The sequence below is a fragment of the Cellulomonas fimi genome, assembly GCF_028583725.1.
GTDB lineage: Bacteria > Actinomycetota > Actinomycetes > Actinomycetales > Cellulomonadaceae > Cellulomonas > Cellulomonas fimi_B.
In genome coordinates, this window is sequence record NZ_CP110680.1 from 1231761 (window position 1) to 1258428 (window position 26668).

21 protein-coding genes and 4 pseudogenes are annotated in these 26668 nt (G+C 73.8%); 17 read left to right on the forward strand and 8 right to left on the reverse strand.

Annotation, left to right across the window (positions count from 1 at the left end):
- Positions 1–167: 167 nt before the first annotated feature.
- Genes OOT42_RS05700 through OOT42_RS05730 form a run of 7 tightly spaced genes read left to right on the forward strand, consistent with a single transcriptional unit; the run spans position 168 to position 7624 of the window.
- Positions 168–929 (forward strand): DeoR/GlpR family DNA-binding transcription regulator, encoded by a 762-nt coding sequence (locus tag OOT42_RS05700; protein ID WP_273653934.1) that lies wholly within the window; start codon positions 168–170, stop codon positions 927–929.
- Positions 926–1873 (forward strand): 1-phosphofructokinase, encoded by a 948-nt coding sequence (gene pfkB / locus OOT42_RS05705; protein ID WP_273653935.1) that lies wholly within the window; start codon positions 926–928, stop codon positions 1871–1873. The genes OOT42_RS05700 and pfkB overlap by 4 nt, the downstream gene beginning before the upstream one ends.
- 1 nt (position 1874) lies before the next feature.
- A complete protein-coding gene (locus OOT42_RS05710) occupies positions 1875–2330 on the forward strand; it encodes a PTS sugar transporter subunit IIA (protein WP_124343829.1) in 456 nt (151 codons plus the stop codon).
- Positions 2327–3859, forward strand: a complete 1533-nt coding sequence (locus OOT42_RS05715; RefSeq protein ID WP_273653936.1) for a PTS fructose transporter subunit IIC — start codon at positions 2327–2329, stop codon at positions 3857–3859. Before OOT42_RS05710 ends, OOT42_RS05715 begins: the two co-directional genes overlap by 4 nt.
- Before the next feature lie 53 nt (positions 3860–3912).
- Positions 3913–4209, forward strand: coding sequence for an HPr family phosphocarrier protein (locus OOT42_RS05720; RefSeq protein WP_273653937.1), 297 nt, complete (start codon positions 3913–3915; stop codon positions 4207–4209).
- The gene (gene ptsP / locus OOT42_RS05725; RefSeq protein WP_273653938.1) at positions 4206–5951 is read left to right on the forward strand and encodes a phosphoenolpyruvate--protein phosphotransferase; all 1746 of its coding nucleotides are present in this window, start codon (positions 4206–4208) and stop codon (positions 5949–5951) included. Before OOT42_RS05720 ends, ptsP begins: the two co-directional genes overlap by 4 nt.
- 59 nt (positions 5952–6010) lie before the next feature.
- Positions 6011–7624 (forward strand): succinic semialdehyde dehydrogenase, encoded by a 1614-nt coding sequence (locus tag OOT42_RS05730; protein ID WP_273653939.1) that lies wholly within the window; start codon positions 6011–6013, stop codon positions 7622–7624.
- Between the two features lie 109 nt (positions 7625–7733).
- Here OOT42_RS05730 and OOT42_RS05735 read toward each other — a convergent pair whose 3' ends face one another.
- From OOT42_RS05735 to OOT42_RS05745, 3 genes are all read right to left on the reverse strand, one after another.
- Positions 7734–9026: an acetate/propionate family kinase gene (locus tag OOT42_RS05735; RefSeq protein WP_273653940.1), complete on the reverse strand. Its 1293-nt coding sequence runs from the start codon at positions 9024–9026 to the stop codon at positions 7734–7736.
- Positions 9023–11128 (reverse strand): phosphate acetyltransferase, encoded by a 2106-nt coding sequence (gene pta, locus OOT42_RS05740; protein ID WP_273653941.1) that lies wholly within the window; start codon positions 11126–11128, stop codon positions 9023–9025. The genes OOT42_RS05735 and pta overlap by 4 nt, the downstream gene beginning before the upstream one ends.
- A 188-nt stretch (positions 11129–11316) precedes the next feature.
- Complete coding sequence (locus OOT42_RS05745; protein WP_273653942.1) at positions 11317–13803, reverse strand: phosphoketolase family protein; 2487 nt, start codon at positions 13801–13803, stop codon at positions 11317–11319.
- 297 nt (positions 13804–14100) lie between these two features.
- On the opposite strand from OOT42_RS05745, the gene OOT42_RS05750 reads away from it, so the two are divergent.
- The 3 genes and pseudogenes from OOT42_RS05750 to OOT42_RS05760 form a co-directional block, all read left to right on the forward strand.
- Complete coding sequence (locus tag OOT42_RS05750; RefSeq protein ID WP_273653943.1) at positions 14101–15021, forward strand: SURF1 family protein; 921 nt, start codon at positions 14101–14103, stop codon at positions 15019–15021.
- 15 nt (positions 15022–15036) lie between these two features.
- Positions 15037–15834, forward strand: coding sequence for an SDR family NAD(P)-dependent oxidoreductase (locus OOT42_RS05755; protein WP_273653944.1), 798 nt, complete (start codon positions 15037–15039; stop codon positions 15832–15834).
- 101 nt (positions 15835–15935) lie between these two features.
- Positions 15936–16130: pseudogene (locus OOT42_RS05760) on the forward strand (winged helix-turn-helix domain-containing protein); the annotation flags it as partial.
- 599 nt (positions 16131–16729) lie between these two features.
- Here the strand turns inward: OOT42_RS05760 and OOT42_RS05765 are convergent.
- From OOT42_RS05765 to OOT42_RS05785, 5 genes are all read right to left on the reverse strand, one after another.
- A complete protein-coding gene (locus OOT42_RS05765; RefSeq protein WP_273653945.1) occupies positions 16730–17056 on the reverse strand; it encodes a type II toxin-antitoxin system HicB family antitoxin in 327 nt (108 codons plus the stop codon).
- Entirely contained in the window at positions 17053–17304 is a 252-nt protein-coding gene (locus OOT42_RS05770) for a toxin HicA (protein WP_273653946.1), read from the reverse strand. The genes OOT42_RS05765 and OOT42_RS05770 overlap by 4 nt, the downstream gene beginning before the upstream one ends.
- A gap of 89 nt (positions 17305–17393) precedes the next feature.
- A complete protein-coding gene (gene arfB, locus OOT42_RS05775) occupies positions 17394–17825 on the reverse strand; it encodes an alternative ribosome rescue aminoacyl-tRNA hydrolase ArfB (protein ID WP_273653947.1) in 432 nt (143 codons plus the stop codon).
- Between the two features lie 7 nt (positions 17826–17832).
- A complete protein-coding gene (locus tag OOT42_RS05780; RefSeq protein ID WP_273653948.1) occupies positions 17833–19566 on the reverse strand; it encodes an ABC transporter ATP-binding protein in 1734 nt (577 codons plus the stop codon).
- Positions 19563–21371, reverse strand: coding sequence for an ABC transporter ATP-binding protein (locus OOT42_RS05785; RefSeq protein ID WP_273653949.1), 1809 nt, complete (start codon positions 21369–21371; stop codon positions 19563–19565). The genes OOT42_RS05780 and OOT42_RS05785 overlap by 4 nt, the downstream gene beginning before the upstream one ends.
- 144 nt (positions 21372–21515) lie before the next feature.
- Between OOT42_RS05785 and guaA (OOT42_RS05790) the strand changes: the two are divergent.
- The 7 genes and pseudogenes from guaA (OOT42_RS05790) to OOT42_RS05815 all read left to right on the forward strand — a co-directional run.
- Positions 21516–21986: pseudogene (guaA, locus tag OOT42_RS05790) on the forward strand (glutamine-hydrolyzing GMP synthase); the annotation flags it as partial.
- A gap of 237 nt (positions 21987–22223) precedes the next feature.
- Positions 22224–23625, forward strand: a pseudogene (guaA, locus tag OOT42_RS05795) (glutamine-hydrolyzing GMP synthase).
- Between the two features lie 29 nt (positions 23626–23654).
- Positions 23655–24032 carry a DUF3817 domain-containing protein gene (locus OOT42_RS05800; protein ID WP_273653950.1) on the forward strand — a complete coding sequence of 126 codons (378 nt, stop codon included), beginning with the start codon at positions 23655–23657 and terminating at the stop codon, positions 24030–24032.
- A gap of 186 nt (positions 24033–24218) precedes the next feature.
- Positions 24219–24830 (forward strand): annotated as a pseudogene (locus OOT42_RS20290) (glycosyltransferase); the annotation flags it as partial.
- 31 nt (positions 24831–24861) lie between these two features.
- Entirely contained in the window at positions 24862–25179 is a 318-nt protein-coding gene (locus OOT42_RS20295; protein ID WP_423775966.1) for a glycosyltransferase, read from the forward strand.
- A 200-nt stretch (positions 25180–25379) separates the two neighbouring features.
- The gene (locus tag OOT42_RS05810) at positions 25380–25871 is read left to right on the forward strand and encodes an aromatic ring-opening dioxygenase LigA (RefSeq protein ID WP_273653951.1); all 492 of its coding nucleotides are present in this window, start codon (positions 25380–25382) and stop codon (positions 25869–25871) included.
- A 214-nt stretch (positions 25872–26085) separates the two neighbouring features.
- Positions 26086–26574 (forward strand): aromatic ring-opening dioxygenase LigA, encoded by a 489-nt coding sequence (locus OOT42_RS05815; RefSeq protein WP_273653952.1) that lies wholly within the window; start codon positions 26086–26088, stop codon positions 26572–26574.
- Positions 26575–26668 lie beyond the last annotated feature (94 nt).

A 26668-nucleotide genomic window follows, 5' to 3' on the forward strand; every position in this document is an offset into this window, starting at 1 on the left:
GGCGCGTGATCGACCGGATAGCGGGCATCGGGATGCCCGAGTTTGCCCAGGTCGACGTCTGTTTGAGTCCGAATGGGCCCGAATCTCTTGACATGGCAGGGTGAGAAGCGGACTCTGGACGCATCAGACATCGCGACGGACGCGGTGTCCGGCACGACGGAGGCAGCGTGTACGCACCGGAGCGGCACCAGCAGATCCTGGCTCGCGCCCGCGCCGAGGGCCGGGTCGACGTCACCGCCCTCGCGGACGAGCTCGACGTCACCCCCGAGACCATCCGCCGGGACCTCACCGCCCTCGAGCGTCACGGCCTCGTCCGGCGCGTGCACGGCGGCGCGATCCCCGTCGAGCGGCTCGGCTTCGAGCCCGGCATCGCGGACCGCGAGGGCCTGCTGGCGGGGGAGAAGGAGCGCATCGCCAAGGCCGCGCTCGACGAGCTGCCCGACGGCGGTGCCGTCATCTTCGACGCCGGCACCACGACCGTGCGCCTCGCCGAGCTGCTGCCCACCGACCGCGAGCTCACCGTCGTCACGCACGCGCTGCCCGTCGCCACCGTCCTCGCGACCCGGCCCGGCATCACGCTGCACCTCGTCGGCGGCACCGTCCGCGGCCGCACGCTCGCCGCGGTCGGGACCTGGGCCGTGCAGGCGCTCGCGGACATCCACGCCGACGTCGCGTTCGTCGGCACCAACGGCCTGTCCGTCGAGCACGGGCTGACGACGCCCGACCTCGCCGAGGCCGCGGTCAAGCGCGCGCTGGTCACCAACGCGCGGCGGACCGTCGTGCTGGCGGACCACACCAAGCTCGGGCGCGTCGACTTCGCGCACGTCGTGCCGCTCTCGGCCGTCGACACGCTCGTCACCGACACGGGTGCGGAGCCCGAGCTCGTCGACGAGATCGAGGCCGCCGGGACCCGGGTGGTGCGCGCATGATCCTCACGCTCACCCCGAACCCGAGCCTCGACCGTGCGCTGCAGGTCGACCGGCTCGTCGTCGGCGAGGTCAACCGCGCGGACGCCGCGTGGGTGCACCCCGGGGGCAAGGGCATCAACGTGTCGCGCGTGCTCATGGCGCACGGCGTCCCGACGCTCGCCGTCCTCCCCGCCGGGGGCGCCGACGGTGCGCGCCTCGTCGAGCTGCTCGGCGAGCAGGGCGTCCCCGCGCTCCCGGTCCCGGTCGCCGAGGACACCCGCACCAACCTCACGCTCGTCGAGGCGGGTGGCGCGACGACCAAGGTCAACGCGCCCGGCCCCCGGCTCACCGACGACGAGGTCGACGCGCTGCTGCGGGCCGTCGAGCAGCAGCTGACCACGCAGCCCGCGGCGCTCGTCAGCGCGGGCTCGCTGCCGCGGGGCGCGTCGGAGTGCTTCTTCGTCCAGGTCGCGGGCCTCGCCGCCCGGCACGGCGTGCCGTTCGCGCTCGACACGTCCGGGCTCCCGCTGACGCGGGCGGTCCGGTCCGGCGGGCTCACGCTCGTCAAGCCCAACGACGACGAGCTCGCCGAGCTCGTCGGCCATGAGCTCGTGACCGTCGGCGACGTCGTCGACGCCGCGCGCGAGGTCATCGAGGCGGGCACGCGCGCCGTGCTCGTCAGCCTCGGGGCGCACGGCGCGCTGCTCGTCACCGCGCGGCACCACTGGTGGGCCGGCGGCCCGCCGCTCGTGCCGCTGTCCACGGTCGGCGCGGGCGACACGACCCTCGCCGGCTTCATCGCCGGGGACGGCGACTCCGCGACCCGCCTCCGCCGCGCCGTCGCGTTCGGCAGGGCCGCGGTCCTGCTCCCCGGGACCGCGGTCCCCACCCCCGACCAGATCGACACCGACGCCGTCCAGGTCGTCGAGAACCCCGACCCCCGTACCGCGCTGAAGGAGCTGTGACGTGACCACCCCCCTCATCACCGCCGACCTGGTCGCCGTCGACCTCGTCGCCACGGACCGCGACGACGCGACCCGCCAGCTCATCGACCTGCTCGCCGCCGCCGGGCGCGTGACCGACGCCGACGGGTTCCACGCCGACGTGCGCGCCCGCGAGGCGCAGATGGCGACCGGCATGCCCGGAGGCATCGGCCTGCCGCACGCCCGCTCGGCGCACGTCACCGTGCCGAGCCTCGCCGTCGGCAAGGTGCCCGGCGGCGTCGACTTCGGCGCCCCCGACGGCCCCGCGACGCTCGTCTTCCTCATCGCCGCGCCCGACTCCGGCGACAGCGCGCACCTGCAGATCCTCGCCGCGCTCGCCCGGCGGCTCGTGCACGAGTCGTTCCGGACGTCGCTCAAGGACGCGCCGGACGCCGCGACCGTCGCCGAGATCGTCACCCGAGAGGTCGTGCCGGCATGAAGCTCGTCGCCGTCACCTCGTGCCCCACGGGGATCGCGCACACCTACATGGCCGCCGAGGCCCTCGAGCAGGCCGGCCGCGCCGCCGGTCACGAGGTCGCCGTCGAGACGCAGGGGGCCGCGGGCTCGATGCCGCTCGACCCGCGCGTCATCGCCGACGCGGACGGCGTGATCTACGCCGCCGACCTCGAGGTCAAGGACAAGGACCGCTTCGCCGGCAAGCCGTTCGTCGACGTCGGGGTCAAGAAGGCCGTGCACGACGCCCCGGGCGTCATCGCCGCCGCGGTCGCGGCGGTCGAGTCCGGGGTGCCCGCGCCCGCCGCGACCGGCCATGCCCCCGGGACCGGCCCGACCGGCCCGACGACCAAGGTCGACGCGAACGCCGGGGTCGGCACGCGCGTCCGGCAGTGGCTCATGACGGGCGTGTCGTACATGATCCCGTTCGTCGCCGCGGGCGGGATCCTCATCGCCCTGTCGTTCATGCTCGCGCAGCTCGCGTGGGGCGACGAGGGCGTCGTGCTCGTCACCGAGGTGCCCGTCGACGACCTCATGACGTCGTTCAACGTGGCGTCGCTGCAGGACTGGGCGGTGCTGCTGTTCCGGACCGGTGGTGTCGCGTTCGGGTTCCTCGTCCCCGTGCTGTCGGGCTTCATCGCGTACGCGATCGCCGACCGCCCCGGCCTCGTGCCCGGCTTCGTCGGCGGGTCCGTGTCCGTGCTCGTCGGCGCCGGCTTCCTCGGCGGCCTCGTCACCGGCTTCCTCGCCGGGTTCGTCGCCCTCTGGATCGCGCGCTGGAAGGTGCCCAAGGGCGTGCGCGGCGTGATGCCCGTCGTCGTGATCCCGCTGCTGTCGTCGTTCGTCGTCGGCCTCGTGATGTTCGTGATCATCGGCCGGCCCATCGCGTCCCTCATGGACGGTCTGAGCTCGTGGCTCAACGGCCTGTCCGGCTCGAACCTCGTGCTGCTCGGCGTGCTGCTCGGCGCGATGATGGGCTTCGACCTGGGCGGCCCGATCAACAAGGTCGCGTACACGTTCGCCGTGACCGGGCTCGCGACCGAGGGCCTCGACGCCGACGCCACGCAGTACAAGGTCATGGCCGCCGTGATGGCCGCGGGCATGGTCGCGCCGCTCGCCATGGCGCTCGCGACCGTCGTCCGCAAGAAGCTCTTCACGCACGCCGAGCAGGAGAACGGCAAGGCCGCGTGGCTGCTCGGGGCGTCGTTCATCTCGGAGGGCGCCATCCCGTTCGCCGCCGCCGACCCGTGGCGCGTCATCGTGTCGTCCGTCGCCGGCTCCGCCGTGACCGGCGGGATCGTCATGGCGTTCGGCTCGACGCTGCGCGCCCCGCACGGCGGGATCTGGGTGCTGCCGCTCATCGGCAACCCGGTCGGCTTCGTCGTCGCGGTCCTCGTCGGGATGGTCGTCATGGCCGCGATCGTCATCGCGCTCAAGAGCGCCAAGCCCAACCCGCTGGTCGAGGCCGAGCAGGCCGCCGACGAGCAGGCGGCCCTCGTGGGCCAGACGGCCTGACGCCACCCCCCACACCCGGAGACACCGGCACGATCACTCGGAGGACCAGCACCATGGCTCAGCGCACCGCCGTCGTCGCGTCCCGCGTCGGGCTGCACGCCCGCCCCGCGATGATCTTCACCAACGCCGTCGCCGCGACGGGCGTCCCGGTGACCATCGCCCGGCCGGGCGGCGAGCCCGTCGACGCGAGCAGCATCCTGTTCGTCATGTCGCTCGGCGTCCCGCACGGCGAGGAGGTCACGCTCAGCACCGACGACGGCGCCGAGCGCGTGCTCGACGACCTCGTCACGCTGCTGGAGACCGACCTCGACGCGGAGGACGCCCCGACGGCCTCCGCCACGGGCTCGTGAGCACGCCGACCACGCCGGCGGCCGCCACGGAGCCGGCCGCGCGCGAGGCCGACCGCGTGCTGCGCGGCGTCGGTGTGGGCCGGCGGGGCGTCGTCGGGCCGGTCGCCCAGGTGCAGCCGCCGCCGCACGTCGACGACGACGCGCCGCTGCTCGTCGACGGCGTCCCGGCCGACGCCGCGACCGCGCACCGGGTCGTGGACGAGGCGTTCACGCGGGTCGTCGACGACCTGCGCGAGCAGTCGTCGCGGGCGACCGGCACCGTGCGGGACGTGCTCGCGGCGACCGCGCAGATGGCCGACGACAAGGCGCTGCGCAGCCAGGTCCTCACCCGGATCTCCGCGGGCGACCACGTCGTGCACGCGGTCGACGGGGTCGTCGCCATGTTCGCGACGATGTTCCAGCAGGCCGGCGGCTACCTCGCGGAGCGCGTCACCGACCTGCACTCGGTCCGGGACCGGGTCGTCGCGCAGGCCCTCGGCCTGCCCGCGCCGGGCGTGCCGCACCTCGACCGGCCGTCGGTCGTCGTCGCCCGGGACCTCGCGCCCGCCGACACCGCCGCGCTCGACCTCGACAAGGTCCTCGCGATCGTCACCGAGCTCGGCGGACCCACGGGCCACACAGCGATCATCGCGGGCCAGCTCGGGCTGCCGTGCCTCGTGCAGGTGCCCTTCGCGACGACCCTCGAGGACGGCACGGAGGTCGCGGTCGACGCGGCCGCCGGCACCCTCACCCTCGACCCCGACGACGCGCTGCGCGCCGAGCTCACCCGCCGCAGCGAGGTCGAGGACGCGCTCGCGTCCGACACCGCACCCGGTGGCACCGCCGACGGGCGCGCCGTCCAGCTGCTCGCCAACATCGGCACCGCCGAGGACGCCGAGCGCGTGTCCGGCGCGGCCGTCGAGGGCGTCGGGCTGTTCCGCACCGAGGTGCTGTTCCTCGAGCGCACCACCGCGCCGACGCGCGAGGAGCAGTCCGCCGTGTACGCGCGGGCGCTCGCCGCGCTGGGGGAGCGCAAGGTCGTCGTCCGCACGCTCGACGCAGGCGCCGACAAGCCGCTCGCGTTCGCGACGCAGGCCGACGAGGAGAACCCGGCGCTCGGCGTGCGCGGCTACCGGCTGGTCCGGAACGACCCCGACCTGCTGGAGGTGCAGCTCGCCGCACTCGGTGCCGCCCAGTCGGAGACGGGCGCCGCGCCGTGGGTCATGGCGCCGATGATCGCGACCGCCGCCGAGGCCCGCGACTTCGCGACCCGCGCCCGCGCGCACGGCCTGTCGACGGTCGGCGTCATGGTCGAGATCCCCGCGGCGGCGCTGCGGGCCCGCGAGATCCTCGCCGAGGTGGACTTCGTGTCGCTCGGCACCAACGACCTCGCGCAGTACACGATGGCGACCGACCGCCTGCGCGGCGAGCTCGCCGACCTGCTCGACCCGTGGCAGCCCGCGGTCCTCGACCTCGTCGACGCGACCGCCCGCGCGGGCCAGGAGCTGCACAAGCCCGTGGGGGTGTGCGGCGAGTCGGCGTCGGACCCGGTGCTCGCGCTCGTGCTCGTCGGGCTCGGCGTCACGAGCCTGTCGATGTCCGCGGGCGCCGTGCCGGCCGTCCGGTACGCGCTGCGCCACCACACCGGTGCGCAGTGCGCCACGATGGCGGCCGCGGCGCTCGCGGCGGAGTCGGCGGAGACCGCGCGGGCGGCCGTCGTCGCGATGCTCGTCCCGGAGGTGCGCGCCACGCTCGGGGTCTGAGCGGCGACACCGGCCCGTGGCGCGCTCGGGCGACAGGAGCCGCGCGTACCCTGACGCGCATGGCGCACGACGGACACACCGAGCTCCACGACCCCGAGACGGACCCGCTCGCGACGTACGTGCTCGAACCCGAGGACGTGCGCACCCTGCTCGCCCGCGTCGTCGCCGGGCCGGGAGCCGCGACGCGCACGTCGCACGCACCGTTCACGGGCGGCCCGATCGCGGCCGTCCCGCTGTCGACCCCGGCCGACGTGGAGCGCGCCGCCCGCACCGCGCGCGCCGCCCAACGGCTGTGGGCCGCGACGCCGCTGCGCACCCGCACCGCGGTGCTGTCGCGCGTGCACGACCTCGTCCTGGCGCGGCAGAGCGACGTCCTCGACCTCATCCAGCTCGAGACCGGCAAGGCCCGCGTGGCGGCGTTCGAGGAGGTCTGCGACATCGCGCTCGTGTCGCGGCACTACGCCGCGCGCGCCGCGCGGTACCTGCGCACGCGCCGCGTCCCCGGCCTGATCCCGGGTCTCACGGCGGTCCGCGTGCTGCGGCACCCCGTCGGCGTGGTCGGGATCGTCGCGCCGTGGAACTTCCCGCTCACCCTGACCCTCGGTGACGTCCTGCCGGCGCTCGTCGCGGGCAACGCCGTGATCCTGCGGCCCGACCCGCAGACCGCGCTCACCGCGCTGTGGGCCGCGGAGCTCCTGGAGGAGGCCGGGCTGCCCGACGGGCTGCTGCAGGTCGTCGTCGGCGACGGGCCGACCGTCGGCGCGGCGGTCGTCGAGCACGTCGACCACGTGAGCTTCACCGGGTCGACCGCGACCGGACGCGTCGTCGCCGCGAGCGCGGGGGAGCGGCTCGTGCCCGTCACGCTCGAGCTCGGCGGCAAGAACCCGATGTACGTCGCGGAGGACGTCGACGTGGAGCTCGCCGCGGAGGGCGCGGTGCGCGCGTGCTTCGTCGGCACCGGCCAGGTGTGCGTGAGCATCGAGCGGGTCTACGTCCGTGAGGAGGTGTTCGACGCGTTCGCCGACGCGTTCGCGCGCCGCACGCGCGCGCTGCGGCTCGGTTCCGGCCTGGACTACCGGTCCGACGTCGGGTCGCTCACGTCCGCCGCCCAGCTCGCGACGGTCGTCGAGCACGTCGAGGACGCGATCGGCCACGGCGCGACCGTGCTCGCCGGGGCCGTGCACCGCACCGACGTCGGCCCCTACTTCTACGAGCCGACGATCCTCGTCGACGTGCCCGACGAGGCGCGGCTGCACCGCGAGGAGACGTTCGGGCCCGTCGTCGCGCTGTACCCGGTCGCGTCGGACGACGAGGCCGTCGCCGCGATGAACGACAGCGACCTCGGCCTCAACGCGAGCATCTGGACCTCCGACACGCGCCGCGGCGCCGCCCTGGCCCGCCGCGTGCGTGCGGGGACCGTCAACGTCAACGAGGGCTACGTCGCGACGTGGGGCTCGGTCGGCGCGCCGCAGGGCGGCGTCGGCGACTCCGGCCACGGGCACCGGCACGGGCGTGAGGGCCTGTGGGAGACGACGCGCGTGCAGACCGTCGCCGTGCAGCACGGCGTGCACGCGGGACTCGGCCTGCACCGCCTGTTCGACCTGGGCACGGAGACGTGGCCCCGGGTCTACACCGAGGTGCTGCGCGCGATGAAGGCGGCCCGCCTGCCCTGACGGCCCACGAGGCCCCGCCGTGTGCCGAGCGCGCCGTCACGCGCGCCGGGAGTCCTCGGCACGCGTCTGAGGGCGCGTTCGGCGCGGATCGCGCCGGGGCGGGGTCCCGTCAGGCGTGACCCGCGGCCGCGGGGGCCGGGTCCGTCTCCTCCGACGTGCCCTCGAGGCCCGCCTTCTCGATCGTCGCGATCGCGAGGCGCGCGATCGCGAGCTCCTCGTTGGTCGGCACGACCATCACGCGCGTGCTCGTCCAGTCGGGCGAGATCGTCGTCGGCTCCTTCTTGCGGCCCGCGTTGCGCTGCGGGTCCACGGCGATGCCGAACGGCTCCAGCCCGGCGAGCGCGAGCGCGCGCACGACCTCGTCGTTCTCGCCGACGCCCGCCGTGAAGGTGATGACGTCGACGCGACCCAGGACGGCCATGTACGCGCCCACGTACTTGCGCAGGCGGTGGATGTAGACGTCGAGCGCGCGCTGCGCGCTCGGGTCGCCCTCGTCCACGAGCCGGTGGATCTCGCGGAAGTCGTTCTCGCCCGCGAGCCCCTTGAGGCCCGAGCGGCGGTTGAGCAGGTCGTCGATCTCGTCGACGGACATCCCCGCGTTGCGCTGCAGGTGGATGAGGACGGCCGGGTCGAGGTCGCCCGAGCGCGTGCCCATGACCAGCCCTTCGAGCGGGGTCAGGCCCATCGACGTCTCGACCGCGACGCCGCCGCGCACCGCCGACGCCGACGCGCCGTTGCCGAGGTGCAGGACGATCTGGTTGAGCTCCTCGACGCGGCGACCCAGGACGCGCGCGACCTTGCCGGACACGTACTCGTGCGACGTGCCGTGGAAGCCGTACCGCCGCACGCCGTAGGCCGTGGCGACCCCCTGGTCGATCGCGTACGTCGCGGCCGCGTCGGGCAGCGTGTGGAAGAACGCGGTGTCGAACGCGACGACGTGCGGGACGTCCGGCAGCAGCTCGCGCGCGACCTGGATCCCCGTGAGGTTCGCGGGGTTGTGCAGGGGCGCGAGCGGCGCGAGCGCGTCGATGCGGGCGATGACGTCGTCGTCGACGAGCGCGGGGCCGGTGAAGTCCGACCCCCCGTGCACGACACGGTGCCCGACGGCCACGACGTGCGCCGCCCCGAGGTCCGGACCGATCTCGTCGAACAGCGCCAGGACGGTACGCAGGCCCGCGCCGTGGTCGGCGACGGGCTCGTCGCGCTGCGTCGTGCTGCCCGCGAACGTGTGCTTGATCGTCCCGACGTCCTCGCCGATGCGCTCGACGATGCCCGACGCGATCGCCTCCCCGCCGACGGGGTTGACCAGCTGGTACTTGATCGACGACGACCCGGAGTTCACGACGAGGACGCTGCCGTGCGCGCCGAGCGCGCTGTGCGGGCGGGGCTGGGTGATGGTCATCGGGCGACGGCCTCCGAGGTCGTGGGTGCGCCGGCCGGTGCGTCGGCCTGCGCCTGGATCGCCGTGATCGCGACGGTGTTGACGATGTCCTGGACGAGCGCGCCGCGGGACAGGTCGTTCACGGGCTTGTTCAGGCCCTGGAGCACCGGGCCGACGGCGATCGCGCCGGCCGACCGCTGCACGGCCTTGTACGTGTTGTTGCCCGTGTTGAGGTCCGGGAAGACGAACACCGTGGCCCGGCCCGCGACGGCCGAGTCGGGCAGCTTCGTCTGCGCGACGGACGCGTCGACGGCGGCGTCGTACTGGATCGGCCCCTCGACGGACAGGTCGGGGCGGCGCTCGCGGACGAGCGCGGTCGCGGCGCGCACCTTGTCGACGTCGGCGCCGGTGCCCGACGCGCCCGTCGAGTAGGACAGCATCGCGATCCGCGGCTCGATGCCGAACTGCACGGCGGTCGCCGCGGACGAGATCGCGATGTCGGCGAGCTGCTCGGCGGTCGGGTCGGGGATCACCGCGCAGTCGGCGTAGACGAGCACGCGGTCCTCGAGGCACATGAGGAAGCAGGACGACACGCTGTTCGTGCCGGGGGCGGTCTTGATGATCTCGAACGACGGCTTGATGGTGTGCGCCGTGGTGTGCGCGGCGCCCGAGACCATGCCGTCCGCGAGGCCCAGGTGCACCATCATCGTGCCGAAGTACGACACCGACGGGACGATCTCCCGGGCCCGCTCGAGCGTCATGCCCTTGTGCGCGCGGATCTGCGTGTACTCCGCGGCGAACCGCTCGAGCCACTCGGGGTCGTGCGGGTCGACGAGGTCCGCGTCGGCGAGGTCGAGGCCCAGCTCGGTCGCGCGGCTGCGGATGACGGCCGGCTCGCCGAGGATCGTCAGGCGCGCGACGCCGCGGCGCAGCAGCGTGGACGCGGCCCGCAGGATCCGGTCGTCGTTCCCCTCCGGGAGCACGATGTGCTTGCGGTCGGCGCGGGCCCGGTCCAGCAGCGCGTACTCGAACATGAGCGGCGTGACGACCTCGGGCCGCGCGACGTCGAGCGCCCCGAGCAGCGCGGTGCCGTCGACGTGCTCCTCGAACAGCGCGAGCGCGGTGTCGACCTTGAGCTGGCTGTCCGCCGACAGGTGGCCGCGCGTCGAGGCGGCGGCGCTCGCCGAGCGGAACGACCCGAGCGTCGTGCGGATGATCGGCAGCCGCGTGCCGAGGCCGTCGATGAGCCGCATGACGACGGGCGACGGCTCGAAACCGCCGTTGAGGATGATGCCGGCGAGCGACGGGAAGCCCTCGGCGGCGTGCGCGATGAGCAGGCCGAGGAGCACGTCGGACCGGTCGCCCGGGGTGATGACGACGGCGCCGTCGGCGATCCGGTCGAGCAGGTGCTCGACGGACATGGCGCCGACGAGCACGTCGAGGACCTCGCGCGACAGCAGCTCCTCGTCGCCGGCCATGAGCGACCCGCCGACGGCCTCCATGAGCTGCCGCACGGTCGGGGCGGTGAGCAGCGGGCTCTCCGGCAGCGCGAACGTCGGCAGGCCCGTGCCGCCCTCGACCTCGGCCTTCACGGCGTCGAGGGCCGCGGGGCCGCACCGGTTGACCGTCACGGCGAGGACCTGCGCGTGCTCGTCGCGCATGGCCCCGACGACGATGTCGACGACCTGGTGGATCGCCTCCGGCGTCCGCCCGGACCCGTTGACGACGAGCACGACGGGCGCGCCGAGGTTCGCGGCGATGCGGCCGTTGTAGGTGAGCTCCGTCGGGCCCGCGACGTCCGTGTAGTCCGAGCCGACGACCACGACCGCGTCGCACCGGCGGGCGACCTCGTGGTAGCGCTGGACGATCTTGCCGAGGGCCGCCTCCTGGTCGGCCAGCACCTCCTCGTACGTCACGCCGACGCACTCGTCGTACGCGAGGTCGACGCCGTCGTGCGCGAGCAGCAGCTCGAGGACGTAGTCGGGTGTCTTGGTGGAGCGGGCCACCGGCCGGAACACCCCCACCCGCTGCACCGTGCGCGAGAGCAGGTCGACGAGGCCGAGCGCCACGACGGACTTGCCGGAGTCCCCCTCGGGGGAGGTGAGGTAGATGCTGCGGGCCACGGGGGCTGCTCCTGGTGCGTGGGCCCCGGGGTGCCGGGGATGGTGCTGGTGCGGGGTCGTGCTCGTGCTCCGGACGGTGCGGGCGGGTCGCGGCGGTTCGCGGTGGCGTCGGCGCGACCCGCCCGGGTCCGGTGGTGGCCCGTGGGTGACGGGCCGGGTGCGAGGGCGGCGGGCCCTCGCGTCAGTCGCTACTCGTTGTCACCGCCGGTCGAGACGGTCGCCGACTGCTGCGGGCCGCCCTGCTCCGTGGCGGTCTCGCCCGCGTCGGGCCACACCCAGTCGCGGACCTCGGGCAGGTCGTCGCCGTGCTCGCGGGTGTACTCGCGGGCCTCGATGCGCTTGTCGACCATGCGCTGACGCAGGCCGGCGTACGCGGTGCCCAGGTGCGGCACGCGGTCGATGACGTCGATGACGAGGTGGTACCGGTCGAGGTCGTTGAGCATGACCATGTCGAACGGCGTCGTCGTCGTGCCCTCCTCCTTGTACCCGCGCACGTGGATGTTCGCGTGCCCGTTGCGGCGGTACGTGAGGCGGTGGATGAGCCACGGGTAGCCGTGGTAGGCGAAGATCACCGGCCGGTCGGCGGTGAACAGGCCGTCGAACTGCGTGTCCGACAGGCCGTGCGGGTGCTCCTTCTCGTCCTGCAGCCGCATGAGGTCGACGACGTTGATGACGCGGACCTTGAGGTCGGGCAGCTCGCGGCGCAGGATGTCCGCCGCCGCCAGCACCTCGAGAGTCGGCACGTCGCCCGCCGCGGCGAGCACGACGTCCGGCTTCTCGCCCGCGACCTCCGTGCCGGCCCACTCCCAGATGCCGAGGCCGCGCGTGCAGTGCGCGATCGCCTCGTCCATCGTGAGGAAGTTCGGCGCGGGCTGCTTGCCGGACACCACGACGTTGACGTACTGCCGGCTGCGCAGGCAGTGGTCGTACGTCGACAGCAGCGTGTTCGCGTCCGGCGGCAGGTACACCCGGACGACCTCGGCCTTCTTGTTGACCACGTGGTCGATGAAGCCGGGGTCCTGGTGGCTGAAGCCGTTGTGGTCCTGCCGCCACACGTGGCTCGACAGCAGGTAGTTCAGCGACGCGATGGGCCGGCGCCACGGGATGTCGTTCGTGACCTTGAGCCACTTCGCGTGCTGGTTGAACATCGAGTCGATGATGTGGATGAACGCCTCGTAGCAGTTGAACAGCCCGTGGCGGCCGGTGAGCAGGTAGCCCTCCAGCCAGCCCTGGCACTGGTGCTCCGACAGCATCTCCAGCACGCGACCCGCGCGGGACAGGTGCTCGTCGACCTCCTCGCCGTAGAAGTCCGCGTTCCACTGCTTGTCGGTGGTCTCGAAGACCGCCTGCAGCCGGTTCGACGCGGTCTCGTCGGGGCCGAAGATCCGGAAGTTGTCGGGGTTCTGCTTGATGACGTCCGTGAGCCACTGGCCCAGGACGCGCGGCGCCTCGCTGATCGACCCGGCGGGCGTCGGCACGTCGACCGCGTAGTCGCGGAAGTCCGGCAGCCGCAGGTCCTTGAGCAGCAGGCCGCCGTTCGCGTGCGGGTTGTCGCTCATCCGCAGGCCCTCCGGCGGGGCGAGCGCGCGGATGTCGTCGTTGAGCCGCCCGGTCGCGTCGAAGAGCTCCTCGGCCTTGTACGACGCCAGCCACTGCCGCAGCACGTCGAGGTGCTCGGGGGTGTCCCGCGCGTTCGACAGCGGCACCTGGTGCGCGCGCCACGAGCCCGTCGTCTTCTTGCCGTCGATGTAGCCCGGGCCGGTCCAGCCCTTCGGGGTGCGGAAGACGATCATCGGCCACATCGGGCGCTCGTCCTTGCCCGCGCGGGCCTGCTCCTTGATCTCGGCGATCTCGTCGAGCACCTCGTCGAGCAGCGCCGCGAACCGGCCGTGGAACGACGCGGGCGACTCGTCGTCGAAGCCCGCGACGAACACGTGCGGCTTGTGCCCGTAGCCGACCATGAGCGACTCGAGCTCGTCGTCGCTGATGCGCGCCAGGACCGTCGGGTTCGCGATCTTGTACCCGTTGAGGTGCAGGATCGGCAGGACGACGCCGTCCTTCACGGGGTTGACGAACTTGTTCGAGTGCCAGCTCGTCGCGAGCGGGCCCGTCTCCGCCTCGCCGTCACCGATGACCGTCGCGACCAGCAGGTCCGGGTTGTCGAAGGCCGCGCCGTACGCGTGCGACAGCGCGTAGCCGAGCTCGCCGCCCTCGTGGATCGAGCCCGGGGTCTCCGGGGCGACGTGCGACGGGATGCCGCCCGGGAACGAGAACTGCCGGAACAGCCGGCGCATGCCCTCGTCGTCCTCGGTGATGTCCGTGTAGACGTGCGAGTACACGCCGTCGAGGTACGCGGCCGCGACGAGGCCCGGACCGCCGTGGCCCGGGCCCGTGACGTAGATCGTGGACTGCCGGCGCTCCGCGATGACGCGGTTCAGGTGCGCGTACAGGAAGGTCAGGCCGGGCGTCGTGCCCCAGTGGCCGAGCAGCCGCGGCTTGACGTGGTCACGCGTCAGCGTCTCGCGCAGCAGCGGGTTGTCGAGCAGGTAGATCTGCCCCACGGACAGGTAGTTGGCCGCCCGCCACCACTGGTCGATGCGTTCCAGCGTCTCCGCGGAGACAGTCTCGCCGGACCCCCTGCGCCAGGTGGTCTCGGCCGACGTCGCAGTGCTCATGCTCGCTCCCCATCGTCGTCCGGCTGCTTCCTCGCCGGTGCCCCCGCTGCCAGCGTTCCCTGGGATCGCACCGAGTTCCGGGACTTCCGACCTACGGTCGGGGAACGACGACACGCCCACGTGTCATACAACCGCAGAACAGCCGCGGATGCAGGTGGTGACGTTCGTCTCGTCCGGTGCGTCGTCGGGTGTCCGCGCGCAGGTCAGCCCGTGTTGGTGTGGTCGTCACCGGCGTCCCGGCGGGGTCACGGCGGGCGCCCGTCCGGGTCGCTGCGGCCGCCGGGTTACCGTGGCCCGGTGACCGAGCAGGAGGCGCCGACGACGACGTGGTGGCAGGCCGCGCGTCGCCCCCGGATGCTCCTGCTGCTCGTCCTGCTCCTGGGCGCGGCCGCCGTGTGCGCACGGCTCGGCGCGTGGCAGCTCGACCGTGCCGAGGTGCGCGGCGCCCGTGCGGAGGCACGGCACGTCGCCGAGCAGGTCGCCGCCGACCCCGTGCCGCTCGACGACGTGCTCGCGCCGCAGACCGCCTTCCACGGCGACATGGTCGGGCAGAAGGTGTCCGTGACCGGCACGTACGACGCGACCGGCCAGCTCCTCGTGCCGGAGCGCGCGCACGACGACGTCACCGGCTACCTGGTCCTGACGCCGATGCGCGTGCCCGGCGCCTCGGCCGACGGCGGCGACGCGGTGCTGCCCGTCGTCCGCGGCTGGGTCGCGGCTCCGTCGGACGCCGACGCGCCGCCGACCGGGCCGGTCGACCTGGTCGGCTACCTCCAGGTGTCCGAGTCCGCGGGCAGCGGCGTGCGCGACGGCGAGACCGACGCCATCAGCTCGCCCGAGCTGCTCAACGTCTGGGGCGGTCCGATCTGGACCGGCTACCTCGTGGTCGCGTCGTCGGACCCCGCACAGTCGCCCGACGTCGTGCTGCTCGACCCGCCGCGCTCGCCCGGCGCGGGGCTCAACATCCAGAACCTCGCCTACGCCGCGCAGTGGTGGATCTTCGGTGGCTTCGCGGTCGCCCTGTGGTGGCGGCTCGTCCGCGACGAGGCGGAGGGGGACCGCCGCCCGCCGGAGGTCGAGGGGGAGCCGGGGCCCGACCCGGAGCCGGAGCCGCTGCCCGGGGACGACCTCGGGGCTGAGCGCGCACCACTACGCGACGACCAGCCTGAGCGGCACCCGCACGCCGAGCCCGACGGTGGGCGGTCGCCCGTCGCGTGACCTAGCGTCGGTCGCATGACCGTCCTGGACCTGAGCGGCCGGACCGCGCTCGTGACCGGCTCGACGCAGGGCATCGGCGCCGCGATCGCGGCGGGCCTCGCCCGGGCGGGCGCTCGCGTCGGGATCAACGGTCGCTCGCGGGAGTCGGTCGACGCGGCGGTCGCGCGGATCGGCGACGACGTGCCCGGCGCGGACCTCGTCGCGGCACCCGGCGACGTCGCGACCGACGACGGCACGGCCGCCGTGCTGGAGCGGCTGCCCGACGTCGACGTGCTGGTCAACAACCTCGGCATCTTCGAGGCGCGGCCCGCGCTCGAGGTCACCGACGACGAGTGGCGGCGCTACTTCGAGGTCAACGTGCTCACCGCGGTCCGGCTCACGCGTGCCTATCTGCCCGGCATGACGTCCCGCGGCTGGGGCCGCGTGCTCATGATCGCGAGCGACTCCGCCGTGGTGATCCCGGCCGAGATGATCCACTACGGCGTCTCCAAGACCGCGCTGCTCGGCGTCGCGCGCGGCTTCGCGAAGGAGGCGGCCGGCACCGGTGTCACCGTGAACTCCGTCATCGCCGGCCCGACGCACACCGGCGGCGTCGAGGACTTCGTCTACCAGCTCGTCGACCGGTCGCTGCCGTGGGACGAGGCGCAGCGCGAGTTCATGCGCCGGCACCGCCCGCAGTCGCTCCTCCAGCGGCTCATCGAGCCCGAGGAGATCGCGCACCTCGTCGTCTACCTGTCGTCGCCGCTCGCGTCGGCGACCACCGGTGGCGCCGTCCGCGTCGACGGCGGCTACGTCGACTCGATCCTGCCGTGACGCCCGCGCGCGACGGGACCCGTCAAGGGTCGCCCGCGCGGCGTCAAGGATCCGTCAGGACGCACGGCACCGCGCCGACCGCGGCGTAGACCTGCGGGTGCGTCCTCGTCCGCAACCGCGGCCGCCTGGTCTCCCGCCGGCAGCTCCTCCAGGACGTGTGGGGCCCTGGTTACTCCGACGAGACCCACTACCTGCGCGTCTACTCCGCCCAGCTCCGCCGCAAGCTCGAGGACGACCCGTCCCACCCCCGCCACCTCATCACCCACCCGGGCCTGGGCTACACCTTCGAACCGTGAGGCCCGACCGCCGTCGCGTTGACCACGCACGTCTCACCCGAGCCCGGCGAAGGTCTGCCAGCGCCGCGAGGCGGTCCCGCTGACTCGCTTCGACGTGACATGCCACCGTCCGGCGCAGGTGACGCAGGGGTGCACAGCCACGGGCGTGGTCTGTCCGACCGCCCGACGCTTCGCCTGGATGCGCGCGAGCGCGCGGGCCGCCTCGCGCGCGGAGTGGTAGGGGACCTTGGTGCAGTCGGGCACGGGGAACTCTTCCGGGGAAGAGTGCGCGCCGGGTCTCTACCCGGTCCGCACCTGGGCCTGCCCGATATGCGCGGCGCCGATGAGCGGCCAATGCCATGTCGCGAGCAGGCTACCGTCGGCGCGAAGATCGGCGGGCCGTTTCAGGACCCCGATCCGAGCCGTCTGAGGAGTGATCCGACGCGCCCGCGACGGCAGCTCCCAGGCTCGCCCGCCTGGATGCCGTGGTGCTCGCTAGCCCGGGGTGATGACGGGGCCGGAGGTGCAGCGCGGGAGATCGCTCGGCGAGTTCTTCGGTCACCAGGGCTTCGCGCGGCTGGACGCCTTCGTATCGGTGGCCCGCGGCGAGACGAGGAACGTCACCCCGCAAGGCGAGCCGTGACGAGGCGGTTGAGCGAGACACCCTGCTCAGCGGCTTCGGTGGCGAGACGCCGATGGACCTCGGGCGGGATGCGGACCTGGAAGCGCCCGGAGTACGAGCGGTCGGCGAGGGAGAGGGGGATCGGTTCGGCGCTCGCTCGCAGCTCGTCGAGCACGTCCTGGAGGAGGGCCTCGACACCGTGCAGGGCGCCCGTCCGGTCGGCGTCGAGCCACGACAGCGAGGGGAACTCGGCGACCGTCGCGACGTACGCCTCGTCCTCCGCGGACCAGGTGATGCGGTACGTGTAGTGGTCTGCCGTGGTCATCGTTCCTCCGTCCCGAGCCGGTCGAGCGCCGCCAGCACCTGGCGGACCTGGTACGGCTTCGCATTGCCGTGGAAGTCCTGGGTGTTCACGCGCGGGTCACCAGGCCACGGTGTCTTGTACACCTGGTGGGAGGACCCGCGCTGCCGAGGTTCGCCGAAGTAGTGGCGACAGACTCGTTCGAGGTCGGCGAACCGCACGTTCTTGGGATTGAGCCGCATGGCGCTGACGAGTCGGTCGACATCCGGCACCCGTCCATGGTGCCACTATTGGCACTATGGCTCAACGGTGCGAGCAGCGTTCGGCCAGCGTCGACGCCCCTCCAGCAGCGGACGCGGCCTCAGCCGCCGAGGCGGGGGCGGCGGCGGAGCTCCTTGACCGCGCGGCGCTGACGCTCGCCCGCGGCGCGGCGTTCGCGGGAGGCGCGGCTCGGGCGAGTGGCTCGGCGCGGCGGACCCGGGGGAGCGAGGGCCTCGTCGAGGAGCGCGACGACACGCGTGAGCGCCGCCTCGCGGTTGCGGAGCTGCGAGCGGTGCTCGGACGCGGCGACGGTGAGGACGTCGCCGCGCAGCCGTGTCGCGAGACGTGCGCGGACGCGCGCCTCCTGCTCGGCCACGGCCCAGAGCACGGCGGAGACGTCGACGGAGAGCTCGACGCGCGAGTCGGCGGTGTTGACCCCCTGGCCGCCCGGCCCGCTCGACCGCGAGAAACGCCACGAGAGGGCGTCGTCGGGAAGGACGACACCCCCTCGCAGGGCGATCGGCGCGGTCACCGGCACGTCACTCGTGCTGCCACGAGTGCCAGAGCGCGGCGTAGTCGCCACCAGCGGCGACGAGCTCGTCGTGCGGGCCGATCTCGGTGATCCGCCCGGCGTCGACGACGGCGACGCGGTCGGCGTCGTGCGCGGTGTGCAGCCGGTGCGCGATCGCGACGACGGTCCGGCCCTCGAGGACGGCCGACAGCGACCGCTCGAGGTGCCGCGCTGCGCGCGGGTCGAGCAGCGACGTCGCCTCGTCGAGCACGAGCGTGTGCGGGTCGAGCAGGACGAGCCGCGCGAGCGCGATCTGCTGCGCCTGGGCCGGGGTGAGCGGTGTTCCGCCGGACCCGACCTCGGTCGTCAGCCCTTCGGGCAGCGCGGACACCCAGTCCCACGCGTCGACGGCCCGCAGCGCGTGCTCGAGCTCGACGTCGGTCGCGTCCTCCTTCGCCAGGCGCAGGTTGTCGGCGAGCTCGCCGACGAACACGTGGTGCTCCTGGGTGACGAGGGCGACGTGCCGGCGCAGGTCCTCGAGCGGCAGCTCGACGAGCGGCACACCGCCGACGGTGACCGACCCGCCCGTGGGCGGGTGGATGCCGGCGAGCATGCGGCCGAGCGTCGACTTGCCGGCGCCGGACGGGCCGACGACGGCGAGCCGCTCGCCGGACCGCAGGTCGAGGTCGATGCCGTGCAGCACGTCGTGGCCCTCGCGGTACGCGTACCGGAGGTCGCGCGCCGACACGTCCTCGTCGACGGGCTCGGCCGTGCCGGGCGTGCGGTCGGGCGACACGAGCTGCACGCCCACGATCCGCGCGAGCGACGTGGCTGCCACCTGGATCTCGTCGACCCAGAAGATCAGCTCCCACACCGGCCCGCTGACCTGGTACGTGTACATGACGATCGTCGTCACCGCGCCGAGCGACGCGTACCCCTGCGACACCAGGTAGCCGCCCCAGACCAGGACCGCCGCGGGTGCGAGCACGAAGGCCAGGTCGATGCCGGGGAACAGCACGGTGCGCAGGTCGAGCGTGACCTTCTCGGCGGCGAACGCCTCGCGCAGGTCGGCGTCGACGCGGGCCTGACGGCGCGGGCCGAGCCGCAGCGCGTCGACGGTGCGCGCGCCCTCGACGGACTCGGTGATCGTGCCGTTGAGCGCCGCGTACGACGCGGACTCCCGCTGGTAGGCGGGCGTCGCGCGCTTGAGGTACCAGCGGACGACCAGCAGCATCCCGGGGACGCCGACGAACATCGCGACAGCGACGAGCGGCGACAGGATCACGCTCGCGACGACGGTGAGCGTGATCGTCACGACCGCGACGATCACGCGCGGCACGCCGAAGCGGACCGCGTGCTGGAGCCGGTTGACGTCGTTCGTCGTGCGCGCGACGAGGTCGCCCGTGCCGGCGCGCTCGACAGTCGACAGCGGCAGCGACGTGACGGTCGAGATGAACTCCTCGCGGAGCTCGGCGAACACCTGCTCGCCGAACACCATCGACCGGCGCTGCGCGAACCGGATGAGGACCGTCTGCGCGAGCACGGCCAGCACGCCCACCCCGATGAGCGTGTTGACGTACGACACCGTGGTCCCGTCGGTCACCGCGTCGACGAGCCGCCCGAGGATCCACGGACCGGCGAGCCCGGCGACCGCGGCGAGCGTGTGCAGCGTCGCGATGCGTGTGAGGTCGGTGCGGTGCGTGCGGAACAGGCGGCCGGTGTACGCGCGCACCGCCGCCGAGTCGGCGATGGGGAGCTTCACGGTCGTCCTCCTGCGGGCGAGACGACGGCGAGGTCGTCGGTGACGGCCACGCCGTGGGGCGGGGTGTCGCTGTCGAGGTCGCGGCCGACGACCCGGCGGTAGGCGGCGGCGACGGCCGGTCCGGCGGCGCCGTCGAGCAGCTCGGCGTGCGCGCCCCGGGCGACCAGGCGGCCGTCCTGGACGAGCTGCACCTCGTCGACGTGGTCGAGCACGAGCGGCGACGCGGTGACGACGAGCGTCGTGCGGCCGCGCCGGTGGTCGGCGAGCCGGGCGGCGATGCGCGCCTCGGTGTGCGCGTCGACCGCGCTGGTCGGCTCGACGAGCACGAGGATCTCCGGGTCCAGGAGCAGTGCCCGCGCGAGTGCGATGCGCTGCCGCTGGCCGCCGGACAGCGACCGGCCCTTCTCGGGCAGCTCGCCGGCGAGGCCGTCGGGCACGGAGTCGAGCACGTCGTGCGCGTCGGCGAGGGCGATCGCGTCGAGCAGCCGCTGCTCCTCGCCGGACCCGTGCACGTCGAGCTCGTCGCCGAGCGCGCCCGAGAAGAGGTGCGGCGTGGCCTCGGCGACGACGACGCGCGTCCGCACGTCCTCCTTGTGCAGGTCGGCGAGCAGCACGCCGCCGAGACGCACGGGCGTGTCCTTCTCGGCGTCGTCGTCGAACCGGCCCATGCGGGTCGCGATCGCGGCGGACTCGTCGGGGTCGGCGCTGACGAGCGCGACGACGCGCCCGTGCTCCAGCACGACGCCGCTCGTCTCGTCGACCAGCGGCGACCCGGCCGGCGGCGCCTCGGCGGTGCCCGGACGCGCACCCGTCGCGGGCACGACCTGCAGCACCTTGACGACCTTGCCCGCGCCCACGTGCGCGCGCGTCGCCGACTGCAGGAACATCGTCGCGTTCTGCACCGGCCACGCGAGGAACGCGGCGTACCCGTAGGTCGCGACGAGCTGACCGGGCGTGATGGTCCCGTCGAGCGCCATGTGCGCACCGAGCCAGATGAGCACGGCGACGAACAGGCCGGGCAGCAGCACCTGGAGCGCGTCGAGCCACGACTGCGTGACCGCGACCTCCTCGCCGCGGCGGCGCACGCGCTGCGACTGCTCGCGGTAGCGCGCGTTGAAGACGCCCTCGCCGCCGATGCCGCGCAGGATGCGCAGGCCGGAGACCGTGTCGGCGCCGAGCGTCGTCAGGCGGCCGGACGCCTCGCGCTGGGCGACCTGACGCTTCTGCAACGGCTTGACGAGCAGGCCGAGCGCGGCGGCGACCGTCGGGAGGCCGAGCAGCACGACGAGCCCGAGCGGGACGGAGACGCGGAGCATGAGGAGCGCGGCGACGCCGTAGGCGACGAGGCTGCCGATGAACCGGGCGGCGATCGCGTAGATCTCGCCGACGCGCAGCGCGTCGTTCGCGACCGCGGAGACGACCTCGCCGGTCGGCAGCTCGGCGGTGATCGCGTGGCCCGAGCGCGCGACGGTGCTCCCGACGAGCTGCGACGAGGTGAAGGCGGCGCGCAGCCAGTTCTGCACGTCGAAGCGGTGACCGATCGCGCCGGCGGCGGCGCTGACGATCCCGAGCGCGGCGAGCGAGCCGGCGGCGCGCCACAGGTCGGGACCGAAGCCGTGCTCGAGACCGCCGTCGATGGCGCGGCCGGTGAGGTAGGGGAGCAGGGCCTGGCAGGCGAACAGCACGATCCCCAGCAGCACGGCGACCAGGAGGATGCCCCACTGCCGACGGGCGAGCCACCAGAGGTAGGCGACGGGACCGGTCAGCGGCGGGGTGCCGGGGTCGGAGAGGGGGAGCGAGCGCACGAGCGTCAACGTTACGGCCGGGTACCGACACGGCTCGAACGCTTATCGGTGCTTGTCGGACACCTGCGGCGCGGGCCGGCGTGACGTCCGCCACCGCGCGGACGACCGGGCCGAGGACGGCGCCGCGACGACTACCCTGGGGGCGTGACCCAGACGCCTGAGCCGCTGTCGCCTGCGCACTCCCCGGTGCCCCCCGCGCACCGTCCCGTCCTCGTCGTCGACTTCGGCGCCCAGTACGCGCAGCTCATCGCGCGACGGGTCCGTGAGGCGAACGTGTACTCGGAGATCGTCCCGCACACGGCCTCGGTCACGGACCTGCTCGCGAAGGACCCGGCGGCGATCATCCTGTCCGGCGGCCCGTCGTCGGTGTACGCGACCGGTGCCCCGTTCGTCGACCCGTCGCTGTTCGAGGCGGGCGTCCCCGTGCTCGGCATCTGCTACGGCTTCCAGGCGATGGCGCAGGCCCTCGGCGGCACCGTCGCGCAGACCGGTCAGCGTGAGTACGGCGGCACGGCCGTCGAGGTCACCGACGCGGGCACCGTGCTGGCGGGCAGCCCCGAGCAGCAGACCGTGTGGATGAGCCACGGCGACGCCGTGCACGCCGCGCCCGAGGGGGAGGATGCCCCACTGCCGACGGGCGAGCACCCCGAAGGTAGGCGACGGGACCGGTCAGCGGCGGGGTGCCGGGGTCGGAGAGGGGGAGCGGCGCACGAGCGTGTCGTTACGGGCGGTGCCGACGCGGCTCGAACGCTTATCGGTGCCCTGTCGAGACCACCTGCGGCGCGGGCCGGCGCGACGTCGCCGCCGGCGCGGACGTGGGCAAGGACGGCGCCGCGACGACTACCCTGGGGCGTGACCCAGACGCCTGAGCCGCTGTCGCCTGCGCACTCCCCGGTGCCCCGCGCACCGTCCGTCCTCGTCGTCGACTTCGGCGCGGTACGCGCAGGCTCATCGCGCGACGGGTCCGTGAGGCGAACGTGTACTCGGAGATCGTCCCGCACACGGCCTCGGTCACGGACCTGCTCGCGAAGGACCCGGCGGCGATCATCCTGTCCGGCGGCCCGTCGTCGGTGTACGCGACCGGTGCCCTGTTCGTCGACCCGTCGCTGTTCGAGTTCGAGGTCCTCGCGACGAGCGCCGGCAGCCTGGTCGCCGCGTTCGAGGACCGCGAGCGCCGCCTGTTCGGCGTGCAGTGGCACCCGAGGTCAAGCATCCTCGCCGCTCGGCCAGAAGGCGCTCGAGAACTTCCTCTACGAGGGTGCGGGCCTCGCGCCCGACTGGAACCCGGGCAACGTCATCGCCGAGCAGGTCGAGCGCATCCGGGCGCAGGTCGGCGACGCGCGCGTCATCTGCGGGCTGTCCGGCGGCGTCGACTCGTCCGTCGCGGCCGCGCTCGTGCAGAAGGCCGTCGGGGACCAACGACCTGCGTGTTCGTCGACCACGGCCTGCTGCGGTCCGGTGAGGCCGAGCAGGTCGAGAAGGACTTCGTCGCCGCGACGGGCGTGCACTCAAGGTCGTCGACGCGCGCGCGAGCGGTTCCTGCACGCGCTCGCGGGCCACACCGACCCGGAGACCAAGCGCAAGATCATCGGCCGCGAGTTCATCCGCGTGTTCGAGGACGCCGCGCGCGAGGTCGTCGAGGACGCGGGTGCGCACGGCGAGGCCGTGAAGTTCCTCGTCCAGGGCACGCTCTACCCCGACGTCGTCGAGTCGGGCGGCGGCGAGGGCGCGGCGAACATCAAGTCGCACCACAACGTCGGCGGTCTGCCCGACGACCTGCAGTTCGAGCTCGTCGAGCCGCTGCGCACGCTGTTCAAGGACGAGGTGCGCGCGGTCGGCCTCGAGCTCGGGGTGCCCGAGGTCATCGTCTGGCGCCAGCCGTTCCCGGCCCCGGCCTCGGCATCCGCATCATCGGCGAGGTCACCGCGGAGCGCTCGACATCCTGCGCGCGGCCGACGCGATCGCGCGCGAGGAGCTCACGAAGGCCGGGCTCGACCGCGACATCTGGCAGTGCCCCGTCGTGCTGCTCGCCGACGTCCGCTCGGTCGGCGTCCAGGGCGACGGCCGCACGTACGGCCACCCGGTCGTCGCGCGGCCCGTGTCGTCCGAGGACGCGATGACCGCCGACTGGACGCGCCTGCCCTACGACGTGCTCGCGACCATCAGCACGCGCATCACGAACGAGGTGCCCGAGGTCAACCGGGTCGTCCTCGACGTCACGAGCAAGCCGCCGGGCACGATCGAGTGGGAGTGACCGACGTGACGACGGGAGGACCGGAGCAGGTGAGCACGACGGAGACGACGAAGCCCTGGGTGAAGCGCGCCCGCGGGGCGGCCCAGCGGTACCGGGTCCTGGCGTGGATCACCGGCACGATGCTGCTGCTGCTGTGCGTCGAGATGCTCCTGAAGTACGTCCTGAAGGTGCCGGGGTTCAACGTCGAGGGCGACCCGCGGTCCGAGGCCGCACGGATCATCGCCATGGTCCACGGGTGGGTCTACGTGATCTACCTCGTCACCTGCTTCGACCTCTGGTCGACGATGCGGTGGCGGCTCGGCCGGCTCGTGACGCTCGCGCTCGCGGGCGTCGTGCCGGTCATGTCGTTCGTGCTCGAGCGCCGCGTGCACCGCGAGGCCGTCGCGGCCATCGACGCGCGCGCCTGACCGGGGCACCCGTGCGGATCGTCCACGTCTCCGACTGCTACGCGCCGCGCACGGGCGGCATCGAGTCGCAGGTCGGCGACCTCGCGGCCCGGCAGGCGGAGCAGGGGCACGACGTGCACGTCCTCACGGCCACGCTCGGGTCGGCGGGGGAGCGCGGCGGCGTGGTCGACCTGGAGCACGGCGTGCGTGCACCGGCTCGGAGCGCGCCTGCCGTTCGACCTGCCGATCAACCCGACCGCCGGGCCCCGTCTGCTGCGGTCGTCCTTCGACGACCTGCGCCCCGACGTCGTGCACGTCCACGCGGGCGTGCTGTCGCCGTTCGCGTTCGACGGCGCCCGGCTCGCGATCGACGCCGGGCTCCCGACGGCGATCACCTGGCACTGCATGCTCGACGGCACGGTCCCGGCGATGCGCGGTGCCGTGCGGCGGACCCGCTGGTCCGACGCGCCCGTCGCCCTGTCGGCCGTGAGCTCCGCCGCCGCCGCGCGCGTCGAGGCGGTGTTCGAGACGCCCGTCGCGGTCGTGCCGAACGGTCTGGACCTCGACGCGTGGGCACCCGACGCGGACGCCACGACGCCCGCCGCCGACGACGACGCCGCCCCGGTGCGTCTCGTCTCGACCATGCGGCTCGCGCCCCGCAAGCGCGCCGTGCCGCTCGTCGAGCTCGTCGGCGCCGCCGCTCGGCGCCTCCCGCACGGTCGGCTGCACCTGTCCGTCATCGGGTCCGGCCCCGCGGCGGGCCGGGTCCGGTCCGCCGTGTCCGCGCAGGGGCTGGACGACGTCGTCGACCTGCGCGGCCGCCTCACGCGCCCCCAGGTGCGCGCCGCCTATGCGCACGCCGACGTGTTCCTCGCGCCGGCCGAGCCTCGAGGCGTTCGGGATCGCCGCGCTCGAGGCCCGGACCGCCGGTCTCGCGGTCGTCGCGCGGCGCGGCACCGGCATCGCGGAGTTCGTCACGGACGGCGTCGACGGGCTCCTCGTCGCGGACGACGCGGAGATGACCGAGGCCGTCGTGCACCTCGCGAAGGACGGCCGGCTGCTCGCGGGCATCCGCGCGCACAACCGCGCGGTCCGCCCGCCGTTCGGCTGGGACGACGTGCTCGGCGCCGCGCTCGCGGAGTACGAGCGCGCACGCGCAGTGCGCTGACCGGCACTTTCGATACTTCTTTGTTGCAGACGCACTGAACCGATTCGTCGTCGGTCCCGTTGTCACATCGTGGACAACTGCGCGCACAGAACACGTGACAGCGGCTAGCGTCACGAACGCCGCGCGGTGCATGTCCTCGCCGGGGTCCCGTCCACGTGACCCCGGACCGTCCGTGATACCGACCCGACAGGGGGACCACCATGTCCGCACGTGCACACCGTCGTCCCGTCGCCCGCCTCCTGGGCACCCTCGTCCTCGCGCTCGGCGCGCTCCTCGCCGTCTCCGGCGTCGCCACCTGGATCGGGATCGGGGCGAGCCTCGCGCAGGAGGAGATCCACGTCTCGGAGGACGCGCCCGCCTTCGCGGGCCAGCTCGTCGACACCCCGTGGGAGGCCTGGGCGCAGACCGAGGCCATCAAGGGCCACGCGTTCGCGGAGTCCGGCGGCCGCACCTACGCCGAGTTCCTCGACCGCGACGACCCCGCCCGCCCGATGGTGCAGACGGCGGCGTTCCTGCGGGCGTCGCTCATGACGTCCGTGACCGCGTTCGGCGTCGCGCTGCTCGTCGTCGGCGTCGGCACCGGGTTCCTGCTCGTCGGCGGGGCGCTGCGGTCGCTCGCCGCTCCGCCGGCCGACGCCGGGACGGCGCCCGGGGCGTCCGACGACGCACGACCCGCCGCCGTTCCCGCCTGACCGTCGGCCGCCCCGCGGCGACCGCCCGCCCGCCCGGACCCGGCCGCGACGCGAACGGCGCGGCGTGCACGCAGCCCGCTGTGGGCGTGTCGTCCCCTTCCTCCCCTCCTCACCTGGGGATACGCTCGACAGGCACGGTGCTGTCTCGTGAGCTCGGCCTGTCGGGCCCGGGTGTCCGGGCCCGTTCTGTCAGTGGTGCAGAAGGGATCGGGAAATGTCGAGTGCTGCTGTGGGGGAGCGGTCGGGCGCGGTACGCGTCGTCGGCCTCATCACCTTGATCCTGGGCGTCGTCTTCATCGTCGCCGGGGGAGTCACGTGGGGAGCGGTGTCGAGCAACCTCGCCGCCGAGAAGATCACGGTGTCCGACGACGCGTCCGCCTTCCAGGGGCAGCTCGTCGACACGCCCTGGGAGGCGTGGGTCCAGGCGGACATCATCAACACGCACGCGCTGGAGGCGTCGGGCGGCAAGACGTACGCCGAGCTCGACCGGGAGGACCCGACGCGGGAGACCGTCATGACGGCGTCCTTCCTGCGGGCGTCGCTGTTCACGTCGGTCGTCGCGTTCGGCGTCGCGCTGTTCGTGTTCGGGGTCGGCGTGACCGTCGTCCTCATCGGGTGGGCGCTGCGTCGGCTCGGCACGGGGCCGCGGACCGTCGTGACGGACACGGCCCAGACGGCGCCGCCGGCGACCGCGAGCGCCTGACCGGCGCGCCGCACCGCAGCGGCGTCCCGGCGACGAAGGTCCGGTCCGCGAGGTGGGGACCGGACCTTCGCGCGTGCGGGCGGCCGTGGCGGGG